The following is a 17,673-nucleotide window of genomic DNA, read 5'->3' as shown; positions in this document are numbered from 1 at the left end:
GCGCGTCATCCAATGCCGGGGATGAGAGAGATGAGTACGTCGATGATCTTGATGCCGACGAACGGGGCGACGAGCCCCCCGAGGCCGTAGACGCCGAGGTTGCGGCGGAGCATCCGGTCCGCGCTCATCGGCCGGTAGCGCACGCCCTTCAGGGCCAGCGGCACGAGCGCGACGATGATCAGGGCGTTGAAGACGACCGCGGAGAGGATCGCCGACTCGGGCGACGAGAGGTTCATGATGTTGAGCTTGTCGAGGCTCGGGTACGCCACCGCGAACATGGCCGGGATGATCGCGAAGTACTTCGCGACGTCGTTGGCGATCGAGAAGGTCGTCAGCGCGCCCCGGGTGATCAGGAGTTGCTTGCCTATCTCGACTATCTCGATGAGCTTGGTGGGGTTGGAGTCCAGGTCCACCATGTTCCCGGCCTCCTTGGCGGCCGAGGTGCCGGTGTTCATGGCCACGCCCACGTCGGCCTGGGCGAGCGCGGGGGCGTCGTTGGTGCCGTCGCCCGTCATCGCCACCAGCTTGCCGCCGGCCTGCTCGCGCTTGATCAGGGCCATCTTGTCCTCGGGCGTGGCCTCGGCGAGGAAGTCGTCGACGCCCGCCTCGTCCGCGATCGCCTTGGCGGTCAGCGGGTTGTCGCCCGTGATCATGACGGTCTTGATGCCCATGCGGCGCAGCTCGTCGAAGCGCTCGCGCATGCCCTCCTTGACGACGTCCTTGAGGTGGATGACGCCGAGGACCCGGGCGCCCTCGGCGTCTTCGACGGCCACCAGGAGCGGGGTGCCACCGGCCTGGGAGATGCGGTCGTTGAGGGCCTGCGTGTCCGCCGCGACGGCTCCTCCGCACTCCTTGACCCAGGCGATGACCGAGCCGGTCGCGCCCTTGCGGACCTTGCGGCCGTCCAGGTCCACGCCCGACATGCGGGTCTGTGCCGTGAAGGGGATCCAGTCGGCGCCGGTCAGTTCTCCCTGGTGGCGTTCGCGCAGGCCGTACCTCTCCTTCGCGAGTACGACGATGGAGCGGCCCTCGGGCGTCTCGTCGGCCAGCGAGGAGAGCTGGGCGGCGTCGGCCAGCTCCGCCTCGGTGGTGCCGCGTACCGGGACGAACTCGGCGGCCTGGCGGTTGCCGAGCGTGATGGTGCCGGTCTTGTCGAGGAGGAGGGTGGAGACGTCGCCCGCTGCCTCGACGGCGCGGCCCGACATGGCGAGGACGTTGCGCTGCACCAGGCGGTCCATGCCCGCGATGCCGATCGCGGAGAGCAGGGCGCCGATGGTCGTCGGGATCAGGCAGACGAGCAGCGCCGTCAGGACGATGAGGGAGGTCTGGTCGTCGGCTCCCGCGTAGATCGCGAACGGCTTCAAGGTCACTACCGCGAGCAGGAAGACGATGGTGAGGGACGCGAGGAGGATGTTGAGCGCGATCTCGTTCGGCGTCTTCTGGCGTGCCGCGCCCTCGACCAGGTTGATCATGCGGTCGATGAACGTCTCGCCGGGCTTCGTCGTGATCTTGATGGTGATGCGGTCGGAGAGGACCTTCGTACCGCCCGTCACGGCGGACCGGTCGCCGCCCGACTCGCGGATGACCGGCGCCGACTCGCCCGTGATCGCGGACTCGTCCACGCTCGCCACGCCCTCGACGACGTCACCGTCGCCGGGGATGATGTCGCCCGCCTCGCAGACCACCAGGTCGCCGACGCGCAGTTCGGTGCCGGGCACCGACTCCTCGGAGGAGCCGGTCAGGCGGCGGGCCACGGTGTCGGTCTTGGCCTTGCGCAACGTGTCGGCCTGCGCCTTGCCGCGGCCCTCGGCGACCGCCTCGGCGAGGTTGGCGAAGACCGTGGTCAGCCAGAGCCAGGCGGTGATCGCCCAGCCGAACCAGTCCCCCGGGTCCAGAGCCGCGAGCACGGTGGTGACCACCGAGCCGATCAGGACGACGAACATGACCGGTGACTTGACCATGACCCGCGGGTGCAGCTTGCGGAAGGCGTCCGGCAGGGACTTCAGCAGCTGGGCGGGGTCGAAGAGACCCGCGCCGACCTTGCCCTCGCCGGTGGAGCCGTGCCGCTGGGTCGCGTCCTGGCGGGGCGCGTCCTGGCGGGTCGCGTCCTGGCGGGTCGCGTCGTGGTGGGGAGCGGTGACCGGACCGGTGTCCGGTGCGGCCGTCTCCTGCTTCTTGGTGTGTGTGCTCATGACGCCAGCCCCTCGGCAAGCGGTCCCAGCGCGAGCGCGGGGAAGTAGGTGAGACCGGTGATGATCATGATTGCGCCGACCAGCAACCCGGTGAAGAGCGGCTTTTCGGTGCGCAGCGTGCCCGCGGTCCGGGGGACGGGAGTCTGCGCGGCCAGCGAGCCCGCGAGCGCGAGGACGAACACCATCGGCAGGAAGCGGCCGAGCAGCATGGCGAGGCCGATCGTGGTGTTGAACCAGTCGGTGTCCGCGCTGAGGCCGCCGAAGGCCGAGCCGTTGTTGTTGGCGCCGGACGTGAAGGCGTACAGGACCTCGGAGAAGCCGTGCGCCCCGGAGTTGAGCATCGAGTCCTTGGGCGTGGGCAGCGCCATGGACACGGCCGTGAAGCCGAGTACGAGTGCCGGGGTGATGAGGATGTAGCAGGCAGCCAGTTTGATCTCGCGGGTGCCGATCTTCTTGCCCAGGTACTCCGGCGTACGGCCGACCATCAGGCCCGCTATGAACACGGCGATGATCGCCATAACGAGCATGCCGTAGAGACCGGAGCCGACACCGCCGGGCGCGATCTCGCCGAGCTGCATGCCGAGCATCTCGATGCCGCCGCCGAAGCCGGTGTAGGAGGAGTGGAAGGAGTTCACGGCGCCCGTGGAGGTGAGCGTGGTGGCCACCGCGAAGATCGACGAGCCGCCGACCCCGAAGCGGGTCTCCTTGCCCTCCATCGCCCCGCCCGCCAGGTCCAACGCCGGGCCGCCGTGGTGGAACTCGGTCCACATCATCAGCGCGGTGAAGCCGAGCCAGATCGTCGCCATCGTGGCGAGGAGCGCGTAGCCCTGCCTGACCGAGCCGACCATCTTGCCGAAGGTGCGGGTCAGCGCGAAGGGGATGAGGAGGATCAGGAAGATCTCGAAGAGGTTCGAGAAGGGGCCCGGGTTCTCGAAGGGGTGGGCGGAGTTGGCGTTGAAGTAGCCGCCGCCGTTGGTGCCGAGCAGCTTGATGACCTCCTGCGTGGCGATCGCGCCGCCGTTCCACTGCTGGGTCCCTCCCGAGAACTGGCCGACCTCGTGGATGCCGGAGAAGTTCTGGAGGGCCCCGCAGGCGACCAGGACGAGCGCGCCGATGACGGAGATCGGCAGGAGGACGCGGACGACGCCGCGCACCAGGTCGGCCCAGAAGTTGCCCAGCTCCCCGGTGCGGGAGCGGGCGAAGCCGCGTACGAGGGCCACCGCGACGGCGATGCCCACCGCCGCCGAGACGAAGTTCTGCACGGCGAGGCCGGCGGTCTGCACGACGTGGCCCATGGCCTGTTCGCCGGAGTACGACTGCCAGTTGGTGTTCGCCACGAACGAGGCCGCGGTGTTGAACGCCTGGTCCGGGTCGATGGCCTTGAAGCCGAGCGAGCCGGGCAGCGAGCCCTGGAGCCGCTGCAGCAGGTAGAGGAAGACGACGCCGACCGCGGAGAAGGCGAGGACTCCGCGCAGATACGCGGTCCAGCGCATCTCGGTGTCGGGATCGGCGCCGATGGCCTTGTACATCCACTTCTCGACGCGCAGATGCTTCGTCGAGCCGTAGACGCGGGCCATGTGGTCGCCGAGGGGGCGGTATGCCAGGGCGAGCGCCGCTATGAGAGCGAGCAGCTGGAGCACGCCGGCAAGGACGGGGCTCATATCCGTACTCAGAACCTCTCCGGAAAGACGAGGGCGAGGACGAGATAGCCCAGGAGGGCGACGGCCACGATCAGGCCGACGACGTTCTCGGCGGTCACAGCTTCGTCACCCCCTTGGCGACAAGTGCCACCAGCGCGAAGACCGCGATCGTGGTGGCGACGAAGGCCAGATCGGCCATCGTGAGCTCCTGAGGAAGTGGACGGGTGAATTGCTTGGTCCGAGACAAACTCCCTTTCAGCCGTTTCCGGCCGCCGTTGACGCCGTCCATACGGCGTCAACAGGCGTCTTGACGGGTCTCTTACGAAAGTCTGAAAACCGGGGCGGCTACAGGACTGGGTCGGCTATGCGGAGAGCGCGTGACCCGTCGTGGCGTCCACGTGGTCGGGGACCTCCTCGTGGCGGTCCCCGACGGTCGGGGTGCCGGTGGGCTCGAAGAGCAGGATTCGGGCGCCTTTCGGGGCGTACGGCTTGTGTTCGGTGCCGCGCGGGACCGTGAAGACGGAGGCGAGGGCCGCGTCGAGAGCGATGGGTTCGCTGCTCGTGAGTTCCGTGTTCGTGGGTTCCGTGCTCGTGGGTTCCGTGTTCATGAGTCGATCTTGCGGCGTTACGGGCCCCCGCCACGAGTGCTAGAAACCGCATATGACGCAAGGATCCTCGCAACCGCTCGTGGGACAGAGGCCGCACCGGGTCGTGGTCGTCGTCGACGAGGGGACCAATCCCTTCGACGTCGGGGTACCACGGGTTCTTCACCCTCACCGGCGTGCCCGGACTCGACGCCGTGGAGAGCGCGGACACGTTGATCATGCCGGGACGGCCGGACGACACCGTGCCGCGCGCCCCGGCCGTACTCGACTCCATCCGGCGGGCCCACGCCCGCGGCGCCCGGATCCTGAGCCTGTGCACCGGTGCCTTCGGTTTCCGGCCGTGCGGCTCGAACCGGACGTGCTCTTCGTGGACGACGGCGACATCCTCACCGCGGCGGGCAGCGCGGCCGCCCTCGATCTGGCCCTGCACGTCGTGCGCAAGGACTTCGGCGCCGAGGTCACCAACTCCGTGAGCGGGCGGCTCGAGCGGCTCGGTGATCCCCTCACCGTGGCCGGCCTCGCGGCCCGCGCGGGGGTCAGCCCGGCAACGCTGCACCGCCGCTTCCGCGCCCGGCTCGGCACGACCCCGCTGGCATGGCTGACCGGTGAGCGGCGCAGGTTCGGGCCCGGCGGGCCCCCGGCGGCTGGCCGGATCCCGGCTGCCGCCATGGCCCGCACCCCGTGAAGACTGGCCTATCCCACGCACCCGGGCGCCGGCGCCCACCGCGCGCCCCGGCCACCGAGCAGAGGCGGAACGCCATGCCGAACGGAGCGCAGATCCTGATCAACGGCCTCGTGGACGCGGGTGTCCGCGCGTGCTTCGCCAACCCCGGCACCTCCGAGATGCACTTCGTGGCCGCGCTCGACGAGGTCCCGGAGCTGCGGCCCGTGCTGTGCCTCTTCGAAGGCGTGGCCACGGGCGCCGCCGACGGCTACGGGCGGATGACCGGGCGCCCCGCGTGCACGCTGCTGCATCTGGGGCCGGGGCTCGCGGGCGGCCTGCCCAATCTGCACAACGCGCGGCGGGCCGCGACGCCCCTCGTCAACGTCGTCGGTGACCACGCCCTCGGCCACAAGCGGTTCGACGCGCCCCTGGAGTCCGACATCAGGGCGCTCGCGCGCACGGTGTCGGCCTGGACGCGGCGTACGTATCACGCCACCGACATCGCCGACGACGTCACGCGGGCCGTCGCCGCGGCCACCGGGCCGCCCGGGGCCATCGCGACGCTGGTGGTGCCCGCCGACGTGTCCTGGTCCGAGGCGGGGCCGCCGCCCGTGGCCGCGCCCGCCGCCGTCGCGCGGCGGGGCCTCGTGTCGGTGGACGCGGTGACGGGCGCCGCCGAAGCGCTGCGGTCCGGCGCCGGCGTCGCCCTGCTGCTCGGCGGGGAGGCCGCGCGCGGCGCCGGGCTCGTGGCGGCGGGACGCGTGGCCGCGGCGACCGGCGCGAAGCTGCTGTGCGAGACCTTCCCCGCCCGTCTGGAGCGCGGCGCGGGGCGGCCCGTCGTGGAGCGGCTGGCCTACCTCGCGTCCGGCGCGGGGCAGCAATTGGCGGGCGTACGGCACTTGGTGCTCGCCGGGGCGGCCTCGCCGGTCGCCTTCTTCGCCCACCCGGGGGCGAGCGGCGCTCTGGTCCCCGAGGGGTGCGCCGTGCATACGCTCGCGGCGGGCGCGGAGGATGTGACGGCGGCGCTCGAAGGGCTCGCGGAGGTGGTGGGTCCCGGCGCCTCTCCTCTACGGGAAGGCGCCGCCCGGCCCGCGCTGCCCTCCGGTGAGCTGACCGCCGAGTCGGCCGCCGCCGTGATCGGGGCGCTGCTCCCGGAGGGTGCCGTCGTCGTCGACGAGGCCAACACCTCGGGCATCTGGCTGCCGGGCGCGACGGCCGGGGCGCCGCCGCACGACTGGCTGACGCTGACCGGCGGTTCGATGGGGCAGGGTCTGCCGCTCTCGGTGGGCGCGGCGGTGGCCTGTCCCGGCCGGCCCGTGCTGGCGCTGGTGGGGGACGGCGCCGCGATGTACACGCCGCAGGCGCTGTGGACTCAGGCGCGGGAGGGGCTCGACGTCACCACGGTCGTCTTCGACAACCGGGCGTACGCGATTCTCGGCCTGGAGCTGGGTGCGGCGGGCGGGGCGCGGGCCCGGCGGCTCCTCGATCTGTCCGGGCCCGCCCTGGACTTCGTCTCGCTGGCGCGCGGGATGGGCGTCCCGGCGGAACGGGCCACGACGGCCGAGGAGTTCGCGGCGTCGCTCAAGCGTGGCTGGGCGGAGCCGGGGCCGTTCGTCATCGACTGTGCCGTACCGGCGCTGGCATGAAGCGCGCGTAAAGCGCATGAAGCGCGTGAAGCGCATGAATCCAGCCCCTCCGGCGATCGAGGAGCGGGGGCCGGGGCGTCAGCCGTCCCACAGAGCCCCGTGCCGCCGGTGCGCGTCCGTCAGCCCGTTGGTGAAGTACCTCTCGTAGTACTCGGTCTCGACATGGTGGACCTGGAGCCACACCCCCGGCACGTGGATGGCGTCCGTATGCGCCGGGAAGCGGCGGTGCGTCCGCAGGATGTACGTACAGATGTCCCGCGCGCAGTCGACCACCCGCTCCTCGTACTCGCTCGCCTCCGCCAGGTACCGCTGCCCGTAGTCCTCCCGGTAGATGCGGGTGAAGACGTCCTTGTCGGCGTAGACGCCGCCGGCGCCGAACTTGGCGCGCATCACGGAGTCGACCGCCGCCGCCATCGTGCGGTGCGCGGGCGGGCACGCGGCCTCGATCAGCGGCTCGCCCTCGGGAGAGGTGAGGCCCACGGGGTGCGAGCGGACGGCCGCGTACTTCGGGAGCGGGACGTGCCAGCGCCACAGGTCCGGCAGGCGCCAGCGCGGGGTGACGAAGGTGAAGCCGAGCATCTTGCCGTAGGTGCGGGAGAACTTCGGGTCGCCGAGGGCGATCTGCGGGTTGATGGAGGCGTGTATCCAGGCGCCGAGGCCCATCGCCTCGGCGGTGAGCATGAGGTTCTGCAGGAGCAGGTCCGCCTCGATCTGGGTGCGCAGCGGGCCGAGCGCGCCGAGCGGCAGCTTCAGATCGCCGTTCAGGAAGCCGTTGCGGACCCACTTCTTGACGCCCGCCGGACGGTGGAAGTTGCGGTCGTCGACCAGGGTGGGGCGGGCGTCGTCGGGCTGCGTGAGCAGATACATCAGGGCGTTGATGTACTGGTGGGAGAGGTCCACCACCGGGAACAGGACCGTCGTACCGGGAAGGTTGGACAGGAAGCGGTTCGAGTCCAGGTAGGCGGGGAAGTCGCGCAGGTCGTCGGCGACGTCGAGGCGGTGGTCGAGGACGCGGACCTTCGCCTGCCGCGCCCGCTCCACCAGGCTCGTCGCGTCGAGGGGTTCGGAGGGTGCCGGGGGCAGTCTGCGCAGGAAGTACGTCCCGGAGTCGTTGATCAGGAAGAAGTGCGTGCCCTGCGCGTTGTCGGGGCTGCCCGCGGTGCGGCCGGCCATGGTCATGTTGGGCTTGGCCATGATCGGTTTGCCGTCGCGCGGGTCGTCGAAGGGGCGGTCCGGCATGGTCAGGCCGGTGCAGCCCGTCAGCGCGATCAGGACCGCCTCCTCCAGCTCCGTCAGGGGGCGCGGCTCGTGCGGCGAGCGGTAGGTCATCGAGCCCGCCGGCACGGTGGCGCCGCGGCTCACCCGGTGGGTGCGGCGGCGCCAGACCGTTTCCAGGAGGGGCCGGGCGAACAGGTCGGCCAGCCCCTCGTGTCCGTCACCGTTCGCCACGCCCGCCGCCTTCGCCCATCGGCTGCACGTGCCGCCACGGCGCGAACGCGCTCGCGCCGCGCGGCAGCAGGCCCGCGAGTTCGGGGCAGTGCCGCAGCAGGACGGAGTTCATGCCGCCCTTCTGGACCCAGTCGATGCCGAGCGGGGTGTAGATCTCGGGGCGGAAGTCGACGGTCAGGAAGCGGTCGCTCTGGAGCCGCCGGGTGGCCATCAGGATGAAGACGCGGAAGGCCGTGTCGCTGAAGCCGAAGCCGTGCGGCGGGTTCTCGGCGAAGAGGCCGACCACCGTGTCGATCTCGTCGACCGAGCGGTAGACGTCCTTGAGGCGGGCGACGGTCTCGGGGTCCTGCGAGAGGTCCTCGAAGCGGCGTATGCGCTGCTTGTGCAGGCCTTCGCGGAAGTCGTTGTAGCGGGGCACGCCGCGCCTGCGGGTGCGGACCAGGTCGACGACGGACAGGTCGATGATCTCCCCGTCGCGCTCGAACTGCTGGAGTGCGCGCGGGAAGTTGTGGAGCGTGATCGCGCCGGGGTGGGCGATGCCGAAGGAGTAGAGCGTGTCGGCGAGGCCCGTCTTGCGGATGGCGCCCTCGGCGGCGGCGCCCTGGATGTCCCGGAAGCCGAGCGTCTCCAGGCGCTGCCCGAAGTGGTGCTCGCGCATCTCGAAGTCGTCGGGGATCAGCGGGTGCATGCGGTAGACGGTGACGAAGTCCTCCGTGAGGGAGTACGGCGCCGTGTGGTGGTCGGGCAGGGTCTTGGGGATGCCCGTCAGCGAGTGGGATTCGAGCAGCCACAGGCCGAGCTTCTGGAGCCACTTGTCGGGCGCTCCGTCCCAGTTGGTGTGCAGGCCGAGGTCGATGGCCTCGGTGGCGAGGATCGCCGGGGTCCACTCCACGGTGTGGATCTTGGCGATGAGGGCGGAGACGACGAGGCGCGCCGTGTGGTAGACGCTCTCCTGGCTCATCGACGGATAGGTGTGCCGCAGCGCGTCGCAGACCGCGTTGTGCTCGCGGGCGAAGAGGGTGTGCATGGCGCTGAGGCCCGTCCACCAGCTCTCGGCGAAGCCGGTCAGCGGTACGCCGTTCGGGCCGAGCGGCAAGTGGCCGTCGTCCAGGCGGAGTTTGGCGCCGCCGTCCGGCTCGCGCAGGTACTTCGCCGTCTGTTCGTTCTCGCCGTACACCTCGGAGCCGTCCCACCAGTGGGAGGCGGTGTTGGCGAAGAGGATGGGCGGCCGCTCGCCGGGGACTTCGATGCCTTCGTTCTCGGCGAAGCGCATCACGCGCTCGGCGGGCCCGCCGGGCGTGTTCTGCCAGGTGCCGCCGGGTGGCAGCGGCACCTCGACGGCCTTGCCGCCCGGCTTGTGGCGGCGGTGGTTGACCCAGTCGTGGACCTGGAACTGGATCCAGGCGGCGGCCAGGACGTTCAGCGAGGTGGCGGGCAGGAACGTGTCGCGGTACAGGAGCTGCCTGCTGACCGTCACCGGGTTCGGTACGTCGAAGAGGTCGGGCCGGTAGACGGGCTTGAGGTTGCGTCCGAAGGGCGCGCCGACGGCGCCCATGGCGGGGCGCGAGAGGTCGTTGTACGACCCGTCGTAGGACCGGACGGTGCGCAGCCGCTCGTCGGGCGGGGCGGGCACCGCCATGGTCTTGGGCGGCGCCTCGTGCACGTCGGTGTCGATGAGGTTGGAGCGGCGCAGCGCCTTGCGCAGGAAGACGAGGTTGAGCAGGCTCGCGTCCAACGGCAGCTTGTGCCAGGGCACATAGCGGTTCAGCCGCCGGAAGACGGCGTCGACCGGGGCGCCGAGCAGCTTGTTGCGCAGCGGCTCCTCGGTGACGAAGCGCAGCCCGTGGCGGTGTGCCGCGCTCGCCTCGTACGTGGCCTTGCGGGCCCGGTTGAGGTTGCCGAGGGGGCGGAAGTCGTCGGTGGTGAACCACGGGTTGAAGCCGATGGTCTCGACGCGCCGGCCCGCGGCGCGCGCCCCCGCGGTGTCGAGGTCCTGGCTCGGCACGGTGAGCGTGGCGACGGGCAGCGCGGGCGCGACGGACTCCGCCCACTCCACGGAGCCGTCCTCGACGGGCGTGCGCTGCTCGTCGACGTACCTCTGGACGCACAGGTCGAAGGTGATGTCCTGGCGGGCGAGGCGGGTCTCCAGGTCGCGGCGCAGGAACTGCGGGTCGCGGCGCGCCGGGTCGGACTTGGCGGTGGGGCCGCGGCCGGAGGGGCGCAGCAGATAGCGGACCGGGCCCGCGTCGGCCCACAGGATGGCGCTGCGGCTCCAGTACGTCTCGGCCGCGAGGCTGGTGACCGTGCGGCGGGCGGCCGACTTGACGTTGCGGCGCATACGGGCGGCCGTGGACGGGCCGACGGCGAGCGGGAGTTTCACGTACAGCGCGACGGCCTTGCGCGGACGGGTCGTGGCGCCCGCCATGGCCTTGGCGAAGGCCACGAACTCGCGGGCGTCACGGGCGTGCGACACCGGATGGTTGGTGGCGAGCAGATCGTGGCTCTCCTCGGCGGACACCGCCACGCGCACGGCGACGCCCCGCAGGTCGGGTGCCCCGTCGGCCTGCCGGAAGCCGCTGGCGTTGGAGAGCCGCACGGTCGCCGGGTACGCGGCGCCGGGCTGCGCGAAGCCGCCGCGCAGGGCGTCGGGGAGGTCGTCGTAAAAGCGCAGCCGGGCGTTATCCACGCCGAGGGCGGGCTTGGCGTGCAGGGTGCGTTCCAGGTCGCCGGACCGGCTCGCGCGCCGGTTCCTCTCCTGGACCCTCATCAGCTCGTGGGCCAGGCGCTCGAAGATCCGGCGTTCCGCTTCGGGAGTTCCTCCCATGTAGCGCTCGTAAGTCTGCTGGGACTGCTGGTGCTGCTGGTGCTGTCCGGTGTCGGCCATCGGGAGCCTCTTCCATCGCACGGCGTACGGCGTACGGGACTGCGTGAGGGAGGGGGGCAGGCAGACGCTACTGGCGGTGCCGGGCGGCCGCAGCGAGGGTTCCCGCCTATGTGCGCGGCGGTCCAGGGGGCTCGAACAGGCGGCCGGTACAGGACGTTTGGGCCCGTCGGCGGCCTCGCGGCGGCTCCGGCGAGCGGCCGCGCGCCGCCGGAACACACCCCGTGTGAACCTCCGCTTCCCAGCAGTCCCATGCGCACGGGTGCGCGGGTGGCCGGGTCCCGACGGGTGTGTGCGTACGAGGTGTGCGCGTACGCAGTGTGCGCGTACGGGGGTACGCGTCAGCCGTGTGCGTCGGCTGTGCGCGTCGGCTGTGCGCGTCGGCTGTGCGGTGTCCCGGCCTCAGTCGATGAACGTGCCGTCGACGTACACCCACGCCCCGTCGAGCCGCTCGAAGCGGCTGCGCTCGTGCAGCGCGTCGGGGCGGCCCCCATCGGTGTACCGGGCGCGGAAGGTCACCGTGCCAGTGGTGTGGAACGCGGTGCCCTCGGTGGTGTCCTCGATCTCCAGGCCCACCCAGCGCAGCGCCGGGTCGAACTCCACGCGGGGCGGCCGGGTCCCCGGATGCCAGGTGCGCAGCAGATAGGCCTCGTCCCGCACCGCGAAGGCGCAGTAGCGGGAGCGCATCAGCTCCTCGGGCGCGGTGGCCGCGGCCTCGCCCCGGTGCAGTCGGCCGCAGCACTTCTCATACGGCTCGGGGTGCCCGCAGGGGCAGGACGTGGGGCGTGGCGTGGCGCGTCGGGACATGGCGTCCATTGTCGCCGACCCGCTGACCCGTCTGCGCGCCCGGCGTCAGGGTGCCAGGATGTCCAGTTCCTCCAGCGCGCCGAGGGCGATCTCCCGCGTCAGCGCCTCGGCGCGGGCCGCGTCGCCCTCCCTGACGGCCTCCGCGACCTGGACGTGCAGGGAGACGGCGGGCGGGTCGGGGTCCTCGAACATCACCTGGTGCGCGGTACGCCCGGTCAGGACCTCGGCGACGACATCGCCGAGCCGGGCGAACATCTCGTTGCCGCAGGAGTTGAGGATGACCCGGTGGAAGGCGACGTCGTACTTCAGATAGCCCTCCAGCTGGTGGCCGCGCGAGTGGGCGACCATGCCGAGCGCGCACTCGGTCAGCTCGGCGCACTGCGCGGCCGTGGCGTGCCGGGCGGCGAGCCCTGCCGCGACCGGCTCGATCGCGGAGCGCAGCACGGTGAGGGAGCGCAGCTGCCGCGGCCGGTCGGCGCCGGCGAGCCGCCACCGGATGACCTGCGGGTCGTAGACGTTCCACTCCTCGCTGGGCAGCACGGTCACGCCCACGCGGCGCCGGGACGCGACAAGGTGCATGGACTCCAGGACCCGGACCGCCTCGCGCATCACGGAGCGGGACACCTCGAAGCGCTGGGACAGCTCGTCCGTGCGCAGCACGCTGCCCGGAGGGTACTCGCCCGCGGTGATGGCGGGCCCGAGGCTTTCCAGTACGCGGGAGTGCAGCCCTCGGGCCTGTGCGGTCATGACGAAAGCGTACGAGGAGAGCCACGTGAACAATAAGTCAGACTTTTATGTCACAGGCTCTTGAATTCGTCATACCTAATGGGTTTCAGTGACGTGAACGAACCGACCGACCGATGCCGATGAAGACAGCGAGGCAAGCGATGAGCACCCCCCACGTCGTGGTGATCATGGGCGTGGCAGGGACCGGCAAGACCACGATCGGCCCCCTGCTCGCGGACCGGCTCGGCGTCCCGTACGCCGAGGGCGACGACTTCCATCCGCCGGAGAACGTGCGGAAGATGTCGTCCGGCACTCCCCTCACCGACGACGACCGTTGGCCCTGGCTGGACGCCATCGGGGCCTGGGCGCAGGGGCGGGAGGGGCGCGGCGGGGTGGTCAGCGGCTCGGCGCTGAAGCGGAGTTACCGGGACCGGCTGCGGGCCGTGGCGCCCGGCGTCGTCTTCGTGCACCTCACCGGGGACCGGAAGCTCATCGAGGACCGGATGAGGCAGCGCAAGGGGCACTTCATGCCGACGGCACTCCTTGATTCGCAGTTCGCCACGTTGCAGCCCCTCGGGGCGGACGAAGCGGGGGTCGACGTCGACGTCTCGGGTGCCCCCGAAGAGATCGCCGGCCGGGCCTTCGAGGCCCTGCGGAGCCTCGACTGAGCGCTGCGCCGGAAGGCCGCTTTCCACACCTGCGGGCCGCATGTGGCTGGTCGCGCAGTTCCCCGCGCCCCTGACGGGGCGCGCCCACACCCACGTCCAAGGAACCCACCGTGACCCATCTCAGCGTCGAGATGCTGGCAGCGGACCCCGCCGTCGAACCGATCACCTCGGCGGGCCATGCCCAGCTGGGGATCGCCGTCCTCGCGGGCATCGCCGTCATCGTCCTGCTCATCACCAAGTTCAAGCTGCACGCGTTCCTCGCGCTGACCGTCGGGTCGCTCGCGCTCGGGGCCTTCGCCGGCGCCCCGCTCGACAAGGCCATCACCAGTTTCACCAGCGGCCTCGGCTCGACCGTCGCGGGCGTCGGTGTGCTCATCGCGCTCGGCGCGATCCTCGGCAAGCTGCTCGCCGACTCCGGGGGCGCCGACCAGATCGTCGACACGATCCTCGCCAAGGCGGGAGGGCGGGCGATGCCCTGGGCGATGGTCCTCATCGCCTCCGTCATCGGTCTGCCGCTCTTCTTCGAGGTCGGCATCGTGCTGCTGATCCCGGTGGTCCTGATGGTCGCCAAGCGCGGCAACTACTCGCTGATGCGGATCGGCGTCCCGGCCCTCGCCGGCCTCTCCGTGATGCACGGGCTCATCCCGCCGCACCCCGGCCCGCTCGTCGCCATCGACGCGGTCAAGGCCAACCTCGGCGTCACGCTCGCGCTCGGCGTCCTCGTCGCGATCCCTACGGTGATCATCGCGGGGCCGCTGTTCTCGAAGGTCGCGGCCCGCTGGGTGGACGTACCGGCCCCCGAGAAGATGATCCCGCAGCGCCCGTCGGAGGACCTGGAGAGGCGTCCCGGCTTCGGCGCGACGGTCGCCACCGTGCTGCTGCCCGTCGTACTGATGCTGGCCAAGGCGCTGGTGGACATCGTGGTCGACGACCCCGGGACCACCGTGCAGCGGGTCTTCGACGTCATCGGCTCGTCGCTGATCGCCCTGCTCGCCGCGGTGATCGTCGGGATGTTCACGCTGGGCCGTGCGGCCGGGTTCACCAAGGACCGCCTGTCGACGACCGTCGAGAAGTCGCTCGCCCCGATCGCGGGCGTGCTGATGATCGTGGGCGCTGGCGGCGGCTTCAAGCAGACGCTCATCGATGTCGGCGTGGGCGAGATGATCCTGGACTTCTCCAAGGACTGGTCGATCCCCGCGCTGCTGCTCGCCTGGCTGATCGCGGTGGCCATCCGGCTCGCGACGGGCTCGGCGACGGTCTCGACGATCTCGGCGGCGGGCCTGGTGGCACCGCTGGCGGCGGACATGTCGACCTCGCATACCGCGCTGCTGGTGCTGGCCATCGGTGCGGGGTCGCTGTTCTTCTCGCATGTGAATGATGCGGGGTTCTGGCTGGTCAAGGAGTACTTCGGACTGGACGTCGGTCAGACGATCAAGACCTGGTCGGTCATGGAGACGATCATCTCCGTGGTCGCGGGGGGCCTGGTTCTGCTGCTGTCCCTCATCATCTAGCGGCCTGCGGTCGACACCGCCTCGGGGCTCCGGCCCGTGGCCGCGCTGCTGATGTGGCGCGGCCACGGACTTTTGAGCCGTCCGGCGATTGAGGACGAACTCGGCGAAGCCGGTGATCCGACCGAGCGAAGAGCAGCGCAGCGCAACGCGGCCCCCGTCACGCCCCCGGCGAGGAAGACGCCTTCTCCAGTTGGAACGCCTCGTTCCCGAGGCCGATCCGCGCATGCGCCGCCGGGTTCCGCGAACGCAGAATCGCGCCGTAGACGACGCCGATGGCCGCCGCCAGGAAGATGATGCCGGGCAGCAGCCAGCTGAGTGCCGAGTCCGGGCCCGCGCTCACCAGGACGTCGAAGTCCTTGACGGTGTATCCGGCGATGACGAGCAGACCGACCGCCGCGAGCGCGGACGCGGCGATCCGCCAGGCCTGGGCGCGGGCGGCGCCCCTGCGGGCGAAGAAGACGATGACGGCGACGGACGCGGTGGCCATCAGCAGGATCACGCCGAGCGCCCCGATGTTGCCGCCCCAGGTGAACAGGTGCAGCACGGGCGCGGTCGGGTCGCCCGCCTTGCCGTCGTCGGCGACGGCGAAGCCCACGACGACCACGACGGAGACGACGGTCTGGAGCAGCGAGCCGGTGCCGGGCGCCCCGGTGGAGGTGTTGGTGCGGCCGAACGCGGCGGGCAGCAGCCTCTCGCGGCCCATCGCGAAGGCGTAGCGCGCGACCACGTTGTGGAAGCTGAGGATCGCCGCGAACATGCCGGTCACGAACAGGACGTGCAGGACGTCGGTGAAGGTGCCGCCGAGCCGGGACTCGGTGAGGTTGAAGAGGAGTCCGGCGCTCTGTTCCTGAGCGGCGGGGACGATGCCGGAGGGGCCCGCGGCGACCGTCAGCGCCCAGGAGCTGAGCGCGAAGAAGACGGCGACGAAGCCGACGGCGAAGAACATCACGCGGGCGACGACGACCTGCGGGCGGCTCGTCTCCTCGGCGTACACGGGCGCCTGCTCGAAGCCGGTGAAGGCGGCGATGCAGAAGCACAGGGACGTGGCGACGCCCGCGCCGGTGAGTGTGTCCGGGTTGAACGCGTGCAGGGACAGGCCCTCCTTGGCCGGGTCCGCGATGGCCGCGATGTCGAAGATGACGACGAGCGCCACCTCGATGAGCAGCAGCACACCGAGCACGCGCGCGTTCAGGTCGATCTTCAGCCAGGCCAGGACGGCGACGACGGCGACGGTGACCAGCGCCGGGATCCACCAGGCGACCTCGATCTCGAAGTACGTCCGGAGCAGCCCGGACACCTCGAAGCCGAGCAGGCCGTACAGGCCCGCCTGGAGGGCGCTGTAGGCGACGAGCGCGACCAGCGCGGCGCCCGCGCCCGCGGTGCCGCCGAGGCCGCGGGATATGTACGCGTAGAAGGCGCCGGCGTTGTGGACGTGCCGGCTCATCTCGGCGTACCCGAGGCTGAAGAGCGCGAGGACGACGCCGAGGATGAGGAAGAGCAGGGGCTGCCCGACGATGCCCATCACGCCGTACGTGGTGGGCATGACGCCCGCGACGACCATCAGCGGCCCGGTCGCGGCGAGCACGGAGAGCAGCAGGCCCGCCGTGCCGAGCCGGCCGGCGCGCAGCGCGCGTTCCTGGCCCTTGTACGTGCTGATCTTGCTGTCGCCCGTCTGTTCGCCGACGGATCTGGTCCCGCTCGTGCTCGAACTGCCCGTCGCCATGGCGCGGTTGTCCTTTCAGGGAGTACGGATGTTCAGGCCGATCCGAGCGCGGTGGCGCGCGCGGCGGTGAACGCTTTGTACGGGTCCCGGTCCGGGTACGACCAGGGGGCCGGGGTCGCGTGCCGTCCGATGCGGTGGAAGAGGACGGCGGCCTCGGCCGCCCTGCCCTCGCAGGACTTCGCGTGGGCGAGGAAGTTGAGGTCGATGTGGCAGCGCGGGTGGGCCGGCTCGTCGGGCGTCTCCCACTCCAGCCACCAGTCGAAGGCGGCCTTCATGACGCCGCGGGCGCGGCGCCCGGTCCAGTGCCCGGAGGCGATCGGGTCGGCCGGTTCCATGCCGGCGGTGGCGAGGACGCGGTAGCGCTCGGCGTGCGCGACGACGGGCAGGACGGCCAACGGCGAGTCGGCGGGTGCCTGTTCGGCCGCCCAGGAGGCGAAGTCGTAGACCTCGTGCAGCGGGTCCTGGCCCGCGCCGGGGCGCCGCTCGGCGAGCCGGGCGACCATCAGATGGTGGGCGTGGTGGTGCTCGGGGTGGCGGTGGCGGACCTCGTCGAAGAGGCGTACGACGTCCTCCTCGCGGCCCAGTGAGCGTTCGAGCAGGAGCAGCGCGAGCCAGGGCGTCGGGTCGGCGGGGACGCGGGTGGCCGCCTCGCGGCACAGGGCGCGCACCTTGTCCGAGCGTTCCTTGCCGCGCAGCGCCTTGTGCACGGCGGCGAAGGCGAGCAGCACCTCGGCGTCGTAGCTCTCCGGCTCCACGAGCCGCCAGTCACGGGCCCAGGCGGTGGTGGTGGGTTCCTTCCCGAGGACGTCGAAGCGGTGCCCCCTGCGGTCCCAGTCGTCACCCGTGGCGGCGAGCAGCGCACGGACCTCGTTCCAGCGGCCCTGGCCCAACGCGGCGCGGGCGTCGACGAGTTCGGCGTCGTCGAGTGCGGCGTCGAAGGCGTGCGCCGCGGCCCTTTTGCGGGAACGGCCCAGTGGAGGCGGGGGTGGTGACACCGCGGGACTTCCTCCCCGGCGCGGCTCGCGTACGGATGATCACGCACAGCAAAGCGGTAGATACTGGTCCGCGTCAAGGCCAGCCTAACCTTCGTTGTTCACCAACTCGTTTCCTAATCCGCGCACTTCGCCCGCGACCTGGACCAACCTCTTTGGCAAAGAGCTG

13 protein-coding genes and 2 pseudogenes are annotated in these 17,673 nt (G+C 71.2%); 4 read left to right on the top strand and 11 right to left on the bottom strand.

What is annotated here, in order from left to right; all coding sequences use genetic code 11:
• Nucleotides 1-5 precede the first annotated feature (5 nt).
• The 5 genes and pseudogenes from kdpB to ACWDZ7_RS25620 form a co-directional block, all read right to left on the bottom strand.
• Nucleotides 6-2,192, bottom strand: a complete 2,187-nt coding sequence (gene kdpB / locus ACWDZ7_RS25640) for a potassium-transporting ATPase subunit KdpB (protein WP_451800122.1) — start codon at nt 2,190-2,192, stop codon at nt 6-8.
• Nucleotides 2,189-3,853: a potassium-transporting ATPase subunit KdpA gene (kdpA, locus tag ACWDZ7_RS25635; protein ID WP_451800120.1), complete on the bottom strand. Its 1,665-nt coding sequence runs from the start codon at nt 3,851-3,853 to the stop codon at nt 2,189-2,191. The genes kdpB and kdpA overlap by 4 nt, the downstream gene beginning before the upstream one ends.
• Nucleotides 3,854-3,861: 8 nt before the next feature.
• Nucleotides 3,862-3,951: a K(+)-transporting ATPase subunit F gene (gene kdpF / locus ACWDZ7_RS25630; RefSeq protein WP_037896654.1), complete on the bottom strand. Its 90-nt coding sequence runs from the start codon at nt 3,949-3,951 to the stop codon at nt 3,862-3,864.
• Nucleotides 3,948-4,121, bottom strand: a complete 174-nt coding sequence (locus ACWDZ7_RS25625; RefSeq protein ID WP_451516793.1) for a hypothetical protein — start codon at nt 4,119-4,121, stop codon at nt 3,948-3,950. The genes kdpF and ACWDZ7_RS25625 overlap by 4 nt, the downstream gene beginning before the upstream one ends.
• 73 nt (nt 4,122-4,194) lie before the next feature.
• Nucleotides 4,195-4,356: pseudogene (locus ACWDZ7_RS25620) on the bottom strand (cupin domain-containing protein); the annotation flags it as partial.
• A 136-nt stretch (nt 4,357-4,492) separates the two neighbouring features.
• On the opposite strand from ACWDZ7_RS25620, the pseudogene ACWDZ7_RS25615 reads away from it, so the two are divergent.
• Both ACWDZ7_RS25615 and ACWDZ7_RS25610 read left to right on the top strand, forming a co-directional pair.
• Nucleotides 4,493-5,050 (top strand): annotated as a pseudogene (locus tag ACWDZ7_RS25615) (AraC family transcriptional regulator); the annotation flags it as partial.
• 146 nt (nt 5,051-5,196) lie between these two features.
• The gene (locus ACWDZ7_RS25610; RefSeq protein WP_451800118.1) at nt 5,197-6,747 is read left to right on the top strand and encodes an acetolactate synthase large subunit; all 1,551 of its coding nucleotides are present in this window, start codon (nt 5,197-5,199) and stop codon (nt 6,745-6,747) included.
• Nucleotides 6,748-6,825: 78 nt separating this feature from the next.
• Here ACWDZ7_RS25610 and ACWDZ7_RS25605 read toward each other — a convergent pair whose 3' ends face one another.
• From ACWDZ7_RS25605 to ACWDZ7_RS25590, 4 genes are all read right to left on the bottom strand, one after another.
• Nucleotides 6,826-8,196 carry a hypothetical protein gene (locus tag ACWDZ7_RS25605; protein ID WP_451800116.1) on the bottom strand — a complete coding sequence of 457 codons (1,371 nt, stop codon included), beginning with the start codon at nt 8,194-8,196 and terminating at the stop codon, nt 6,826-6,828.
• Nucleotides 8,183-11,080: a peroxidase family protein gene (locus ACWDZ7_RS25600; protein WP_451800115.1), complete on the bottom strand. Its 2,898-nt coding sequence runs from the start codon at nt 11,078-11,080 to the stop codon at nt 8,183-8,185. Before ACWDZ7_RS25600 ends, ACWDZ7_RS25605 begins: the two co-directional genes overlap by 14 nt.
• 399 nt (nt 11,081-11,479) lie before the next feature.
• Nucleotides 11,480-11,893, bottom strand: coding sequence for a YchJ family protein (locus ACWDZ7_RS25595; RefSeq protein ID WP_451800114.1), 414 nt, complete (start codon nt 11,891-11,893; stop codon nt 11,480-11,482).
• A gap of 36 nt (nt 11,894-11,929) precedes the next feature.
• Entirely contained in the window at nt 11,930-12,631 is a 702-nt protein-coding gene (locus tag ACWDZ7_RS25590) for a FadR/GntR family transcriptional regulator (protein ID WP_451800112.1), read from the bottom strand.
• A gap of 140 nt (nt 12,632-12,771) precedes the next feature.
• Here ACWDZ7_RS25590 and ACWDZ7_RS25585 point away from each other — a divergent pair, with 140 nt between their 5' ends.
• Together ACWDZ7_RS25585 and ACWDZ7_RS25580 are read left to right on the top strand one after the other, a co-directional pair.
• Nucleotides 12,772-13,278: a gluconokinase gene (locus ACWDZ7_RS25585; RefSeq protein ID WP_451800110.1), complete on the top strand. Its 507-nt coding sequence runs from the start codon at nt 12,772-12,774 to the stop codon at nt 13,276-13,278.
• A gap of 110 nt (nt 13,279-13,388) precedes the next feature.
• On the top strand, nt 13,389-14,789 hold the full coding sequence (locus tag ACWDZ7_RS25580; RefSeq protein ID WP_451800108.1) for a GntT/GntP/DsdX family permease: 1,401 nt from the start codon (nt 13,389-13,391) through the stop codon (nt 14,787-14,789).
• Nucleotides 14,790-14,946: 157 nt separating this feature from the next.
• Here the strand turns inward: ACWDZ7_RS25580 and ACWDZ7_RS25575 are convergent, their stop codons facing one another.
• Both ACWDZ7_RS25575 and ACWDZ7_RS25570 read right to left on the bottom strand, forming a co-directional pair.
• Entirely contained in the window at nt 14,947-16,512 is a 1,566-nt protein-coding gene (locus ACWDZ7_RS25575; RefSeq protein ID WP_451800107.1) for an APC family permease, read from the bottom strand.
• A 32-nt stretch (nt 16,513-16,544) separates the two neighbouring features.
• Nucleotides 16,545-17,507, bottom strand: a complete 963-nt coding sequence (locus ACWDZ7_RS25570; RefSeq protein ID WP_451800106.1) for a hypothetical protein — start codon at nt 17,505-17,507, stop codon at nt 16,545-16,547.
• Nucleotides 17,508-17,673: the final 166 nt, after the last annotated feature.

The sequence above is a fragment of the Streptomyces sp. NPDC003032 genome (assembly GCF_053591415.1).
The sequence above is the reverse complement of the archived record's forward strand: the minus strand, read 5'-3'. Positions and strand labels throughout refer to the sequence as shown.